Annotated in this window: 16 protein-coding genes; 5 read left to right on the top strand and 11 right to left on the bottom strand. The window is 50.3% G+C overall.

Annotated features, from left to right (window positions below):
• Positions 1-677 precede the first annotated feature (677 nt).
• A complete protein-coding gene (locus tag CODIS_RS12900) occupies positions 678-1,412 on the top strand; it encodes a sulfite exporter TauE/SafE family protein (RefSeq protein WP_162420216.1) in 735 nt (244 codons plus the stop codon).
• 18 nt (positions 1,413-1,430) lie between these two features.
• On the opposite strand, the gene CODIS_RS12895 is transcribed toward CODIS_RS12900, so the two are convergent.
• Positions 1,431-2,198 carry a fumarylacetoacetate hydrolase family protein gene (locus tag CODIS_RS12895; RefSeq protein ID WP_069125748.1) on the bottom strand — a complete coding sequence of 256 codons (768 nt, stop codon included), beginning with the start codon at positions 2,196-2,198 and terminating at the stop codon, positions 1,431-1,433.
• A gap of 221 nt (positions 2,199-2,419) precedes the next feature.
• Between CODIS_RS12895 and CODIS_RS12890 the strand changes: the two genes are divergently transcribed.
• Positions 2,420-2,647: a hypothetical protein gene (locus CODIS_RS12890; RefSeq protein WP_069125746.1), complete on the top strand. Its 228-nt coding sequence runs from the start codon at positions 2,420-2,422 to the stop codon at positions 2,645-2,647.
• 53 nt (positions 2,648-2,700) lie between these two features.
• On the opposite strand, the gene CODIS_RS12885 is transcribed toward CODIS_RS12890, so the two are convergent.
• The 3 genes from CODIS_RS12885 to CODIS_RS12875 form a co-directional block, all read right to left on the bottom strand.
• Positions 2,701-3,573 carry a tetratricopeptide repeat protein gene (locus CODIS_RS12885; protein ID WP_154723119.1) on the bottom strand — a complete coding sequence of 291 codons (873 nt, stop codon included), beginning with the start codon at positions 3,571-3,573 and terminating at the stop codon, positions 2,701-2,703.
• 47 nt (positions 3,574-3,620) lie between these two features.
• A complete protein-coding gene (locus CODIS_RS12880) occupies positions 3,621-4,595 on the bottom strand; it encodes a polysaccharide deacetylase family protein (RefSeq protein ID WP_162420214.1) in 975 nt (324 codons plus the stop codon).
• 124 nt (positions 4,596-4,719) lie between these two features.
• Complete coding sequence (locus tag CODIS_RS12875) at positions 4,720-6,477, bottom strand: serine/threonine protein kinase (protein WP_069125737.1); 1,758 nt, start codon at positions 6,475-6,477, stop codon at positions 4,720-4,722.
• A 247-nt stretch (positions 6,478-6,724) separates the two neighbouring features.
• On the opposite strand from CODIS_RS12875, the gene CODIS_RS12870 reads away from it, so the two are divergent.
• Both CODIS_RS12870 and tpx read left to right on the top strand, forming a co-directional pair.
• Positions 6,725-7,516 carry a hypothetical protein gene (locus tag CODIS_RS12870; protein WP_069125735.1) on the top strand — a complete coding sequence of 264 codons (792 nt, stop codon included), beginning with the start codon at positions 6,725-6,727 and terminating at the stop codon, positions 7,514-7,516.
• Between the two features lie 153 nt (positions 7,517-7,669).
• Complete coding sequence (tpx, locus tag CODIS_RS12865; RefSeq protein ID WP_069125732.1) at positions 7,670-8,170, top strand: thiol peroxidase; 501 nt, start codon at positions 7,670-7,672, stop codon at positions 8,168-8,170.
• A gap of 102 nt (positions 8,171-8,272) precedes the next feature.
• Here the strand turns inward: tpx and CODIS_RS12860 are convergent, their stop codons facing one another.
• The 7 genes from CODIS_RS12860 to nagZ form a co-directional block, all read right to left on the bottom strand.
• A complete protein-coding gene (locus CODIS_RS12860) occupies positions 8,273-9,301 on the bottom strand; it encodes a hypothetical protein (protein ID WP_069125730.1) in 1,029 nt (342 codons plus the stop codon).
• A gap of 82 nt (positions 9,302-9,383) precedes the next feature.
• Positions 9,384-9,962, bottom strand: a complete 579-nt coding sequence (locus CODIS_RS12855; protein WP_069125850.1) for an SH3 domain-containing protein — start codon at positions 9,960-9,962, stop codon at positions 9,384-9,386.
• A 133-nt stretch (positions 9,963-10,095) separates the two neighbouring features.
• Positions 10,096-10,842, bottom strand: a complete 747-nt coding sequence (locus CODIS_RS12850) for an S-methyl-5'-thioinosine phosphorylase (RefSeq protein ID WP_069125727.1) — start codon at positions 10,840-10,842, stop codon at positions 10,096-10,098.
• Between the two features lie 127 nt (positions 10,843-10,969).
• Positions 10,970-11,215: a hypothetical protein gene (locus tag CODIS_RS12845; RefSeq protein WP_305782114.1), complete on the bottom strand. Its 246-nt coding sequence runs from the start codon at positions 11,213-11,215 to the stop codon at positions 10,970-10,972.
• Between the two features lie 208 nt (positions 11,216-11,423).
• A complete protein-coding gene (locus tag CODIS_RS12840) occupies positions 11,424-11,864 on the bottom strand; it encodes a hemerythrin domain-containing protein (RefSeq protein ID WP_069125724.1) in 441 nt (146 codons plus the stop codon).
• Positions 11,865-12,086: 222 nt separating this feature from the next.
• Positions 12,087-12,638 (bottom strand): hypoxanthine-guanine phosphoribosyltransferase, encoded by a 552-nt coding sequence (locus CODIS_RS12835; protein ID WP_069125722.1) that lies wholly within the window; start codon positions 12,636-12,638, stop codon positions 12,087-12,089.
• A 72-nt stretch (positions 12,639-12,710) separates the two neighbouring features.
• On the bottom strand, positions 12,711-13,760 hold the full coding sequence (gene nagZ / locus CODIS_RS12830; protein WP_069125719.1) for a beta-N-acetylhexosaminidase: 1,050 nt from the start codon (positions 13,758-13,760) through the stop codon (positions 12,711-12,713).
• Positions 13,761-13,989: 229 nt separating this feature from the next.
• Here nagZ and CODIS_RS12825 point away from each other — a divergent pair, with 229 nt between their 5' ends.
• Positions 13,990-14,406, top strand: coding sequence for a flagellar basal body-associated FliL family protein (locus CODIS_RS12825; protein ID WP_069125716.1), 417 nt, complete (start codon positions 13,990-13,992; stop codon positions 14,404-14,406).
• Positions 14,407-14,414: the final 8 nt, after the last annotated feature.

Below are 14,414 nucleotides of genomic sequence, written 5' to 3'. Positions count from 1 at the left end.
CGGAAGCAGTAGATTTTGCCATGCCATAAAGTAATTGGTGTATTTCCTCCAGGTCACTCATTTATTAAGGTAATGATTTAAAGGGAAGAAGTCCGGCATAAAATCCCAAGTAAAACATTATGTGATCATCTCTTTGGGATAAATTCCTACTTGATGTGTTGGTTGCCTGGTCTATCCTTGAACGGTAATATAGCTCGTAATAAGAAGCACAATCATGCCAAACGGATAGAGTGGCACTATATTGTGGTTTTAAACCACCATGATGATGGATCATCATCGGCATTGGGGGAGTCACGCATAGGATAATTATATCCTCTCTGCATCCATTCCATGCCCTGGAAACTGCAACAGTCTCTCGCTGCTACAGCGGAGATCAGCAATACTGCTCGATACAATGGAACTATAGGGAGTTTTTGGCATTGCCTGGAAAGACAATATCGCTATGGACATCATCCTTTGGCACATCAGACATCCATCCGCTACCGGTTAATCATGCCATCACGGCTCTTTTGATACTTTATGTATCGCCAAATGATGTTGGCTCCGTGAATGGTCGACGGAGTATCAAAAAAACGCTTGAAAATATTGCTCACGATCAATGATTTAGTTAATTAATCATGGAAGCATACGCCGCATGGAAATATATGAGCCGACAACAACAAAAATAAGTGACTGCCGTGATTGAATCTCTCTCCCTGGTCAATCTTATCTTCGCCACAGGTGTCATCTGCCTGGCGTACCTGGTGCGCGGCATTGCCGGATTCGGATCGGGTCTTATAGCGATACCGCTGCTTGCCTTGATGATGCCGTTGACGATGGCGGTTCCGCTCATCGTCTTTCTCGATTACATCGCCTCAGCCAGCCACGGCATCAAACACAGGGAGGCTATTCAATGGAGAGAGATCGTCTCCCTGCTGCCTTTTGCGATTGTCGGTGTATTAACCGCTCTCTTTATCTTCAGGTCTGTGGACATGGAGGCGCTGAAGATGGGATTGGGTACCTTTGTACTGTTGTTTGCCGTCTATTCACTGTTTTCCTTTTCCCGCAATACGCTTGTCTCGTCGCTATGGTCGGTCCCCGCCGGCAGTATGGGCGGACTGATCGGTACCCTATATGGTACCGGCGGTCCCTTTTATGTCTTGTACTTGAAGTTCCGTAAGATAGAAAAGACCCAGTTTAGAGCAACCTTCGCGACCATATTCCTGCTCGATGGGGCCGGGCGTATCGCGGGTTATCTCTTTTCGGGCTTTTTCAGTTTGGATCTGATGCTGATGATGGCTGTAGCTATCCCACTAATGGTCATCGGGATGTTTATTGGCGGCCATATCCATACCAATATGTCACAGCAAACCTTTCAGCGCGCCATCAGCATGCTGTTGGTCTTCAGCGGATTGGCCCTGTTATTGAAGTAGCCTTCAGAGCACAAGGCCCTAGTAAAAACTATTCACCAAGGTCCCTATACCGTCAATCTGCACCTCAACGGTACAGCCCTGCTGCATTGGCCCGGCGCCGACGGAGGTACCGCAGGCGATGATATCGCCCGGACGGAGCGTCATATCACGGGACAGGTGACTGACAATCTGATGAGGCCGATAAAACATATCCGTAACCGGATAGTTCTGTAGCTCAACCCCATCAACCAATGTCCTGACCGTCAACTTTGTCGCATCCAGGCCGGTTGAAATAACCGGACCGACAGCGCTGAAGGTGTCAAAGCTCTTTGCCCTCGTCCAATGGACAAACAAAGGATCTTCCCTCAACAGGCCACGGGCAGTAACATCGTTGACACATGTATAGCCGAATACATAGTCCCCGGCTTCATCCTCGCTGACATTACTGCAGTGACTGCCGATGACGATGCCGAGTTCGCCCTCGTACACCACTGGGCCGTCATAGGTCTCGGGTCGCCTTATTGTCCCCCCAGTGGGCAGAAAAGAGGTGCTTGCCTTCATGAAATAGAGTGGATGGTCAGGCCTGGACCAACCCTCTTTCGCCGCCCTGGAATGAAAATTGTTCCACAACGCGATCATTGTTGTCGGTTGACAGGGGGTCAGCAGCTTGACCGCATCCAATGGCAACGTCTCCCCGGTTGCCGCTGCTCCGTTGTACATGTTTCCCTCAAAAGGGGTTACCCGGCTATCGCTCAAGGTACCAAAACCTTGGTTTCCCTGATATTCAAATCGAATCCACTGTTCCATCACAAAATATCTCCTCTAATTCCCAATTGATGAATCTTATTCCTCTATTGCCTTCGATTAAAGCCCTTTGGCTCAAGAACGGATTCCCGATGCCACTAACAAATTTGATCGTTAATGGATTCAATCAGAGGAACCCAAGATTGTTACAGGCAAGATCCCTTCAAACAGTAACTGCGACTTCAAAAAAACTAACCAGGAATTCAGTTCCTTCATCGGATAATATGATTATTCATATCTTCAGACTATTCATGACCAGCTTCACCATCGGCCTGCTCTATTCACCATTAATGGCCTACGCCTTCCACCTATGGCACAGCCACACAGGTTCCGCCAACCTGGTCGTACTGCATTGGTATGAACTGCTGCTGCTCCTTGTGCTCGTTCTGCTGCCACTTGGGGCAATGAAACTGCTTAAAATCAGCTGGACTGTCAGGGATATACCTGGCTGAGTATTTGGATTGCATTTCACATATTGATTTACTGTAGATCCCGTATTTCACTATTACATAGACTTACTATTACGCAATCTCAAGCTGCTCTTCTTGTCATCAGGATCGAACTTAAGCGCATACTCCCAATACTTAATCGCATGTCCGGGATCTGCGCGAGAACTCCTCACACCTTTGGCGTATAACGCCCTACCATACGCCTTACGCTGCTGCTGAATTTTCTTAAGCCTTTTGTCATCACCATTGAAGGCGCGCTCAGCCTGTTCGAGATAGCTCAGAGCATCACTATATTTTTCTTCTTCGAATGCGGTGTTTGCGTGGATTAGGAGAGTTTTCGAGAGCAGATCACGCACCTCTTTATCCTTGGGGAATTTTTTCAAGTGCGTCTCGATCTCTTTGAGATATTCTGCAGGGTTTGTTTGTTTATCTTGTGCCTGCAATATCTCTTGGCGTGAATAGATATATGCCTCCTCCTCGAACCCTTTGGCGAGTTTCGATCTTCTCGTTCTGTTGTTGTAGTTGCGGTTTGAAACAGCAACCTTCTTTTTCATCGACGCCTTGGATGCTCTTTCATCAAGTTTGCGCATGGTTGCAAGCGCTTCTTTGTGTTTCGGGTTCAGACCAAGTACCTCGAGATAATACCGCCTGGCCTTGTTCAGCTTGCCCTGGCGAACCGCTCGCTTGCCCTGATTCATCTTTTTTTTGCTTTGCGCGGCGATCTTCGCTTCAACCCGTTTAATCGCGGCGTTGATCTTCGTATCCCGCGCCGACACGGTTCTCGCCACCTTGAGATCGAACAGCGCACTTTGCAGATCGCCTCTATTTTCATGCGCTTCAGCGGTATTCAGCCAGATGGTGGGGTTACCGTAGTTACCCGATTTCGCACCCTTGCTCGAGGGATAAGATGAGCAGCCGCCGTGCAACAAGAGGCAAACCGAAAGTAACAGGCTGGATAACAGTGTTGATGATTGCATCATTGACGAAAGGCCTTGAAGGTCACCAGGCTCTTCTTAAAGGCCTGCATATCCCTGTCGCCGAATATCATGGTGCGGTGAAGCAGATAGGGATAGGTAAAGGCCGCGTTGGATTGACGCTGAACGGTCAATCCCAACTGTATGCCGTTCGCTTGCAGTTCTTCGATCACCAGGTCGTTGCTGTCGCCGAACGGGTAGGCGTAAAAACGCGGCCTTTCCCCCAGGTATTGAGTCAATCTATCATTGGGGATAGAGATCTCTTGGCGTACCCGGCGTTGATACTTGCTACGGCTCTCTCCGGCCTGCTGTACAGTCAGATTGCTATGGGTCTTTGAATGGGGCTGGATGCTGATCAAACCGCTCTTCTTCATCGCGGTAAGTTCCGATGTCTTCAGACCACCATTGTTCATGTAGTCGCTGTAGACGAATACGGTCGCAGGATAACCGTACTCCTTGAGGATCGGGAATGCCTCTTTATAGATTGAACGGTGTCCATCATCGATGGTCAGTACGACAGCGCGTTTTGGCAATTGCCGCTCACCCTTGAGAAATCCCAGCAGATCCTTCAACGGTATCACCCGGTAGTCTTTGTTCTTCAGATATTCCATCTGCTCCCTGAACTGCTCCGGCGTCACCTCCATTCGGTCGCTACGCTGACCGAAACGGTGATAACAGAGGATGGGTACTGTCTGGTATCCGCTAAATTCAATTCCGGTTGGATTCGTCGTCCGCAATGGAATCACAATTTCCCGGCCCGCCTTTATCGGAGTGGCTTGATTGGCATCCTCGATCACCCAGTAGTGTTTTTTATCTCCGAGATAACGCCTTGCCAAACTGCGCGCATCTTCATTTCCGACATGCAGTACGATGAAATCCCTGTCCTTGGCGATAATCTGGCTGGATGCGGAGCGAAGTATGGAAGAGGAACAACCGGCGATCATCAATGCACAGACAATCAGTGGTGTAAATCTCATCAGCGAAAATCGCATTGAAAAGTACCTCGGTGTTTGCAGTTCGATACCTCCTGTAGTGACCACTTCCAAGTTCCCACACTGACTGTCAGGCATAACGAGCCGAAATGAGAGACGCCTAAGTAAGTTACTTTTTATGCTTGGGCGGCATAATTCTGGTGGCATCATCGAATTCCTGATCCGATGTGGCCAACGCCTGCTCCTCCTGTACGGGCGACTCTTCTACCACAGGCTCATGAACAATATTCGTGGTGTCATCGCCTTCTTCAATAATCTGCGTGACACTCTGTTGCTGCTGAGACTGATACTCTTCGCGTTGTTTCAGCAGAGTGTCCGCCATTCTGTTGTATTCGGAAAAGAGCAAACCCAATTCATCGTTTCGCTCTTTATTGATCCGATATCCCAAATTTCCATGATGCACATGAGCGATGGCACGTCTTAGAATCCTTATCGGAACGGTAATACCCGTAGCCAGCAGATAGGCAACGATGACAACGGTCAGTACGACCGCTACCAGAAGCGCCAGCATGGTGTAGAACGTAAGATCTGCGGCAGCCAGCAATGGTGTCTGAGACAAGCCAAGCTGTACTTTTCCGATTTGCTTGTTTTGAAAAACCAGCGGCGCCTGAAAATCAAATACCATCTCATCATTCAGCTCCCTCTCGGAAATCGTGATACCGTCGTCTTCACGCAACATTTCCAGGGATTCGGCAGCTTGCAGTTTCCTACCTACCTCTTCAACAGAAGTACTGGCACGCAGAATCTTTTTATGATCGAGAATTCTCAGGTAGCTGATCTGTTGTCGCTGTTTGATTTCATGCACGAATGTTTCCAGGGCGACCCAATCCTGGATCAGCACAGCCTCGGCGCTCTCCACTGCGATGAACTCCGCCAAAGACCCACCAGAGTCGAGGGCCAGCTCGATCATCGCATCCACTTGTTTCTGATACACAAGATAGGAGCCCAGGATCATTGCGATCGAAACCACTGCCGCCATCACTGCGGTCCACTTGATTCGCAACGGCAGGATCTTTGTTTCATTGATATGTTGCTGCTTTTCATCTATCTCATGTACCACACTGCGCAGTTCCGTGGCGAGTTCCTTACCTGTTTGAAAACGCAGTTCAGGTTTCTTGTTAAGCAGTTTTTCGACGATTTTTATAAGGCTTTGCGGAATTTCCCCGGTCTTGTCCTCGATCGGCGGAGGATCCTCCTGCACGATCTTCATCAGCAGGGAGGTCAGGGTCTCGGAGACAAAAGGTTTCTCCCCTGTTATGAGCTGATAGAGAATGACGCCGAGCGAAAAAAGATCGGAACGTCCATCGACTGGAAATCCTTCGACCTGTTCGGGTGACATGTATTGCGGAGTGCCCAAAACCGCCCCCATCCGGGTGCGGTGCTCCTTGTTGGGGGAGTCCACATGAGCAATGCCGAAATCGGTAATGCGAATCGTATGACCATCGTCCGGGGAGATGATGTTTCCCGGTTTCACATCCCGATGCACGATGCCGCGATTATGGGAGTAATCCAGGGCCTCCGCCAATTGAATGCCATACACCACCGCCTCTCTGACGGCAATCGGGGTGTTGGAGTCCATCATCTGTTCGAGGGTCCGGCCCTCAAGGAACTCCATCGCGATGTAGGGCCCCTGTTCGACCTCACCGACGTCGAAAATGGTGACGATATTGGGGTGGGTGAGCTTTCCTGCCGCCTTAGCTTCCTGCAGGAAGCGATAACGGTATTCCGGGTCTGCCGCAACCTCCCCGCGCAGGAGTTTGATCGCCAGCGTGCGATTGATCTCCGGGTCGAATGCCTTGTAGACAATCGACATCGCCCCCTCACCGATCTCCTCAATCAGGTTGAATCTTCCGATCGTGTCAGGCATAGGCTTTTGCTTGTCCAAACCCCCACTCCTTCATTACCGCTTTATCTGGGATAAGCAGCCGCACTCCAGGCATGCATATTCTTATGTCTCGTCTATGCTTTCCCTGATAGAGTGTAGCAAATGGTGATCAATTAAAAAAAATCATATTGACGCCTGCTCCTTGTTTGGATTAGCGTTCCTTGGACGCGGGGACGATAATCCCAATCAGACGGATGACCTGGACTCATACAATAAAGCGGGCTAGCAGATGAACGAAACCTTCGATATCCCAAAAATCCTTGAATTGCGCAAGTTGACAAGATCAATATCGGAAAAGATTGAAACCGATCTGAATGGTTACTTGTCAACCCTGGGACCGCTCTTTTCGCCGACGCCGATCCTCGGTGAATACATCCGGGGAGGTTCCAAAGCGCCTGTTAAGGGTGCTGAAATGGCTTTTCGCGACCTGAAAAGCCGCTATCAGGCGATCGCCGGCCAAATACCGTTTTCCCTCCAGACCGAGCTATCCCCGCCCCTGGATATCTTTGCGGCCACACCTGCCCTGACTGCGGTCGAGTATCCCTATACAGCGACCGCGGAGAATAAATCAGCCTCACTTACCGTGACCTCTCCCTTGAAATGGGTCCTCTCTTATCCCGATCTGAATCCTAAAAGGTTACTTGAGTTGCTACAGGGGAATCGCAACCAGCAGGAGGACGAGCTGTCCCATGCCCTGTTGCAGTGCCTGACCCTGAACCTGGTGTTGGAGAAACGCCCGGGGCTCGTGAGTATACTCCAAGGCCTGCGTTTCACTATCGATACCTCTCATCATGACGGGTTGGGAGAGCTGCCGGTAATTATCATCTCCTGTCCCCTGAGAACCCTCCTGCCATCTGATGACATCATCATTCAGAATACGGAGATATCAGGTATTCCATCTTTTGAAGAGATCATCAATATCGAGGATATCAGAGAACTGTCTGACCCCTTGCAACAAAACGTTCTCTCAATCACGAAAGAGATCTCACCCACAGTTTACCAAGAGATCGCATCCCATTAAGCGGTCCGGCGCGGGATTGATCCGGGGACTGCCACTGGGACAAAAGCCGGGCAAGTAACTTTATCAATTGGGGGTTTTTCCCTTCCGCTGATATCAATACAATTCCTATGCTTAAACATTCGTAATTTCCTCCCGATAAAACAGGATAGAAACATGGCAACAATCACCTTAGAAGGCAATCAGATCAACACTAATGGCGAGCTCCCGGCGGTGGGCTCCGAAGCACCCGATTTTTCCTTGGCAGCCGCCGATCTTTCGGATGTCTCTCTCGGCAACTATGCCGGCAAAAGAAAACTGCTGAATATCGTTCCCAGTCTCGATACGGGCGTCTGTGCAACATCGACCGTAAAATTCAACCAGGCAATGGGCGATAAGAGCAATTCGGTGGCATTGGTAATCTCGGCCGATCTCCCGTTTGCACAGGGACGTTTCTGCAGTGCCGAGGGAATCGACAATGTGGTATCACTGTCGATGATGCGGAATCGCAATTTTGCAAAGGATTATGGTGTTCTGATAACAGATGGACCTCTGGCCGGTATCTGTGCCCGTGCTGTGGTGGTCCTGGATGAGAATAATAAGGTGCTCTACACCCAGTTGGTACCTGAAATCGTACAGGAACCTGACTACGATCAGGCACTGGCTCATCTCAATTGATCTTGCTCCGGTCCGGTACCGATGCCCGGTGCTCTTTCCAGCGGACCTTGGTAGTGGGTTACGGCAGTTAAAAAAAACGGGCGCTTGGCGCCCGTTTTTTGTCTACTGCCGATAGTAGGGTGAATTGCCCTGCCGTGACGGCGGATAGCTGCCATAAGGCGAATATCCCCGCCCGGTCCATGCCGGTCGCGGCGGCGGAACCATCGCTTCCTGCAACTCGCGCTCAGCCTGGATCCGGTTCCGCATTGCCTCCATCTCCGCCATGGTAGCATCTCGAAGATCATCGAACTCCTTGAGTATTTTGCTTACAGACTCGGCATGCAGATCGCGAATGGATTGCACCTGGTCCGCTGTCGAGGGTGTCTTCTGGGAATCGGATGCTGTCGCTTCGGCTCCAGCGGCAACGGACTGTTGAACAGTGCCTGCATCGGCTGTTGCCTGATCAGCGGCAGCTGTCTGTTGCGCTGTTTCAGCGGGAGCTGATTCGACCCGGGGCTCCTGCTCGGTAGCGGAGACGCTGTCGCCAGATTCGATTCCACCCTGTTGTGCCGCCTCAGTCGATGCCTTGCCTTCATCTTCAGTGGATGAAGCCATGGAAGCGCTCTTCTCCCCTGCAGCTTGATCTGTTGCGGAAGAGTCGGCTGTGGCCGATGTCTCGACCGCCTCTTGCTCCATCGCAGTGGTATTGGCATCCGATTGCGGATTGTTGGCCAACGATCTGATATACATAAAGCCCAGTATGATGATGACGAGCCAGAAGGTGACTTTTACCCAAAAGCCACTTGCGCTCTTTGAATCTGTTGTCATCGATGAATCCTCCGATGTGGTATCTTTTTTCAGCTCTGTTTGAATCGTGACATTTGTCGGGGCTGGCTTGCTGCCAGCTGCCGCACTGGATTCTGAACCCATGGTGCTGGCTGCAGCAACGGCTGTTGGCGTCGCTGGTTTTGGTGCCGCATCGCCGGCCGCAGCCTTCTTTTTCGCTGCCACTTTTTTCTTTGTGGTCGCTTTTTTCTTGGCGACCTTCTTTTTGGCACTCTTCTTCCTGGCAACCTTCTTTTTGACTGTCACTGTCTCTGTTGCCGAATCCTTCTGAGTTTTTTCCTCAGCACTGCTTGTCTCGTCAGCCATGTTAATTCCCCTCAGGCGCGCGAATAATCTTCGTGATATTGTAACCTAATCCAAGACGGTGTCTCAAAAAAGAAATAGTAAATTATTGATTTGGCTCCGTTAACCAAACCGCAATCCAACCCAGGCTCAAGTCTTCAGGATCAACGATCCTATACCAGTCGCCATGACGATCGATCACGATAAGTGATTGTCCCATTATAACCTGCTTGACAACAGCCCTGTCGAGAACGGGACCCGAGCGTATATTCACCCGATCTCTGGCAACAGTGACTCGATCTCCAAGCCAAGGCTCTGTCAACAACTCACTGAGTCGATCGAGAATCACCCGCTCACCATTGCGCAGTTTCATCTTGACGATCTCCCGCGCATCTTCATGTCCCTTTGTCGCGGATTTCAGGTACCAATCGATTGCTTTCTCCTGATCCTTGCCAATACCCTCGCCATCGGTAAAAGCCAGTGCCAAAGCGAACATCGCATCACGATGACCACGGACAGCGGATTGTTTCCACCAGTAGACAGCCTTGCGAATATCAACACGCAGCCCATTACCATTGGCATACAACCATCCTAAATGGTAAGCCGCTTCGCTATCTCCCTGCATTGCCAACGGACGCCAAAGACAGAACGCCTCAGCGTAATCGCCGGCTTTCAATGACGCCATGCCCAGTTCGAAAGGATCTCCACGAAGCTGCCGGGCAAATATCAGAATCAGAATTAGCAATAATCCATTAAGTATTGTTTTTAATAATTTTTTATCTAATTGATTTCTATCGAGCAACGCCATGGTAAAGCGATCACTTGGCACGGATTCTAAGTAACTCCACAAGCAGGGATTTTACATGATCCATGCCCTTGATCAGATTCTTTTCGATATCGCCCATACTGATCGACCCTTCCGATTTTCCTGCCGCCCAGTTGGAAATAACGGCGCATGAGGCATAACAGAGATTGAATTCTCTTGCCAATGCCGCTTCCGGCATACCCGTCATGCCTACCAAATCGCATCCATCCCTTTCCATACGGGTGATTTCTGCAGCTGTCTCCAGCCTTGGTCCCTGAGTCGCACCGTAGGTTCCGCCGGCGACCGGATTCACGCCACTGAGACGGCCCGCCTCAATCAAATCCTGACGTAACTTTTTACAGTAAGGCATTGTAAAGTCGATATGGGTCACATGACTTAAATCGTTGTCAAAAATCGTGTGTTCACGACCAAATGTATAATCGATGATCTGATCAGGTATAACAATGCGTCCGGGGGCCATCTCGGAACCAATTCCCCCTACAGCCGCGACACCGAGAATGGTCTGAATACCCACATGCCTTAACGCCCACAGGTTCGCCCTGTAATTGACGAGATGTGGAGGAATCATGTGGGAGGCACCGTGACGAGGCAGAAACACAACCTCGTGTCCGGAAATGCTGCCATGGGTCAATGCTGCGGAGGGCTCACCGAACGGAGTGTGGCAGACTTCACGATGGGTAATCTCGAGGTCCGGAATCTCATCCAGCCCGGTTCCGCCGATGATGGCCAGTTTTGTCATTATCAGGTGCTGTTTTGCTGCTTGATAGAATCAGCATTGTACATCGAGTGAGAAGGTAAAAAAAACCATACCTTGCAGCTCAGACTCGGGCCGATTTTACTGAACCGGCCCTTGCCGTTTTTTTGGATTACAGGCCTTCCGCATGCCCTGCCAGATAGTCCGCAACACCTTCGAGGGTTCCCTTCATGCCTGCGTCACCCTCTTTCCAACCGGCCGGACAGATCTCACCGTGGGTTTCATTGAATTGTAATGCATCGATCATCCATAGCATCTCATCGATATTGCGTCCAAGAGGCAGATCATTAACTACCTGATGGCGTACGATCCCCTCTTTATCGATAAGATAATGAACCGCGATATGCGACCTTTCCATCCGGGGTTTCAACATCATAGGCCTTGCAAACCGCATGATTAGGATCGGCAACAAGTGGATAGCCCACTGGCCCTAGTGCTTCTTTACAATGGATGCTATGAGAAGAGAGGTCAGTAACGATCGTAGCCGTACCGCCACAATGGTTGAAATAAAAAAAGGGGCGACACGAGTCACCCCTTCAACAATCTCCTCCTTATATCCTGATGAATTATACTGCCCGGGCAAAGACCCCTGATTTTTCCAGTGTTGGGATCAGTATTGTCTCTTCGCGCTGGATACGATCTTCGATCATGTCAAAGATCTCGAACGTATCGGCAATGAATTCATCGGTAAAATTAAAGTCACAGTTTTTCAGCCAGCGGTGATGATACTGCTCGAACTGTTTTCTCATCGGCTTTTGACCATTCAGGAAACCCCAAGCTATCGATTTCAGCTTTGGGTCATTATGGGTCAACAGGTCCGGATAGACTCCTCTGTCCTGCTCAGACATATGAACCTTCATCTTTTCGGCAAGATCACAGATCATTCTGTGAGTTGTCATCGCGTTTGGACGTATGCTCAACTGCTCCTTCGTCATCATGGCCCTGAGATCACTGATGATTTCCTGTATATCAGTATGACTGCCCTTCAGGTTTTCGATTGTAGTCACTTCCACTCTCCTCATTGTCCGGTAGTCCCTGTGCTTTTTACGAATACAGGTGACACCGAAAAAACTAATACGCGCTTCCCGATCTTCGCCGGGTTCAGCACACCCTTCTAGTTTGTACCACTCATTTAAAAATGGCAGTAGATGCTTAATTTTACAAGTTTTTTAGTATGATTAACACCCGGGATTACCCTTGAGTCAAGGTATGACGCATTAGGGTAAATACTAATTCCCGGCTACTGCGTAAATACCGGGCAGGTTTCTGTGGTATCCCATATAGTCCATACCAAAGCCAAAGACGTATCGGTCTTGCACCGTCATTCCGACGAAATCCGCCACGAAGCCAACCCCGCGATCATGCACCTTTTCCACCAAAACAACGCTATACACCCTCTTTGCCCGCGCCTTATGGCAGGCCTCCACAATGGCCGAGAGGGTGACGCCCTCGTCCAGAATATCATCCACCACTAATACCGTCTCACCTTCCAATGAAGTACTGGGCCGGCCAATCCACTCCAACGAGGCGCCACTGGTGCCACCCCTGTATCGGGTGGCATGAATATAGTCATGCCGCAATGGAAAATTCAGGCGTGTCAAAAGATGTCCGGTAGGTATCAGTGCCCCGTTCAATACACACAGCACCAACGGATCCTCACCCGACAGCTTGCCTGTTATCTCCATCGCCAAACGATCCAGCGTCTGTTCAATTTCAGCGGGTGTGAATATCTGATCGGCAGTAGCCAAAACCTCGGCCGCCTGCTGTGCAGTGATTGTCATTGTGGATTCAATTCCAAGTAGTTACCAGGTCTGTTAACACTAAGTTCGCCAGCAAAGCACTCAATTATTCTACTATTCCAGGCGCAGATCGAGACTGATCTCTTCCGGCGCCACTGATAAGCGATTTACGGCACTCCTCCACCGGGGTTCAAGATGGAGCTGCTGTATGGTCTGCTGTTTTCGCCCATGCATTCTCACCAGCCGCACATGGGCAGCGGGATCATTATAGTCCTTTAAGCAGTCCAGTACTTCGATGGCGGCCGGCCGATTGTTGCATACCAGTACCATATCGCAGCCGGCAGACAGTGCAGCTTTAGCGCGATCCCCGTAACCGCCCGCCTCTTTGGCCGCCGCCATATTGAGATCATCACTGAAGATCACCCCCTGAAATCCCAATTGCTGACGCAGCACCTTGTTTAGCCAGAATGGTGAAAATCCTGCCAGTTCCTTATCGATACGGCTATAAACCACATGTGCAGGCATGATCGCTTCCATGCCGGCTTGGATCATGGTTTCAAAGGGGCGTATATCCTCCATTTCCAGATCTTCGAAGCGACGCTGATCAACCGGCAACGCTAGGTGGGAATCGGCTTTTACCCCACCATGACCGGGAAAATGTTTGCCCACAACCGCCATTCCCGCCTGGTGTGCCCCCTGCATCCACGCCTGAGCCAGGCGGGCAACGATAGCAGGTTGTGAAGAAAACGCTCGATCCCCGATCACCTCACTGATACCGAAACCAATATCGAGCACCGGGGCGAAACTGAAATCCACACCACAGGCTCGCAGCTCGGAGGCCATCAACCAGCCACCGAGTCGCGCCAACTCCTGCCCCTGCTCGGCACTTTTCCGATACTGATCGCCATACCATGCGGCCGGAGGCAGTGGGGTAAAGCCTTCTCTGAATCTTTGTACGCGTCCGCCTTCGTGATCGACCGCGATGAGGAGATGAGGATTTCTCACGCTATGGACCTGACCGCAGAGTGTTTGCAACTGCTCCATAGAGTCGAAATTTCGGGTAAAGAGAATCACGCCTCCCACCGCAGGATGGTTCAACAGTCGCTTCTCATCCGCAGAGATGGCTGTGCCTTCCAGATCAAGCATCACGGGGCCCAGACTCATACGCACACCTCAGCGAGCGGGACATGCGGCAACCCACTCAATGCAAATGAATTATTACTCTGAAAAAGGTGATAGATCAGCATCTCCGGCGTCTGATTATTGAAAGAGACGGCAAGCGACAATGCGGACCTAATTCTCCTATATCGGGACCCATATCGCTCAATAATTCGGTCAGTATGCCGCAAACATAGGTGGAGAGGAAACCAGTCTATTGTGTGTAGGTAAAAAGATGCTTTCATTCAGAATACTACTTGCATTGATGTTATTCGTTGCCCCGCCGCTGCTGGCGGAAGACGAGGATGAGAAAGAAAAGGAGACCGAAGAGGCGGCACCGGTCATAAGCTACTATCAGGTCAAACCCTCCCTGGTCGCCAATCTGGCGAGTGGAGGAAAGTATATCCGCTGTGATGTACAGCTGATGACCAATGATGAGCTTTTTCTCGATGAGCTCAACCTTCACGGCCCGGCTATTCGCCATAGTTTACTGCTGCTGCTGTCGGAACAGGATGGGAAGAGTATCAAATCTCCGAGTGGTAAGGAGGCGTTACGTAAAAAGGCGCTATCGACTCTCGGCAAGCTGATGCAGGAGCTGAGTGGAAAGAATGAACTGAAGGCCCTGTTCTTCACCACCTTTTTAGTTCAGTAATAGAGAAT

The organism is Candidatus Thiodiazotropha endolucinida, assembly GCF_001715975.1.
Lineage (GTDB): Bacteria > Pseudomonadota > Gammaproteobacteria > Chromatiales > Chromatiaceae > Thiodiazotropha > Thiodiazotropha endolucinida.
The sequence above is the reverse complement of the archived record's forward strand: the minus strand, read 5'-3'. Positions and strand labels throughout refer to the sequence as shown.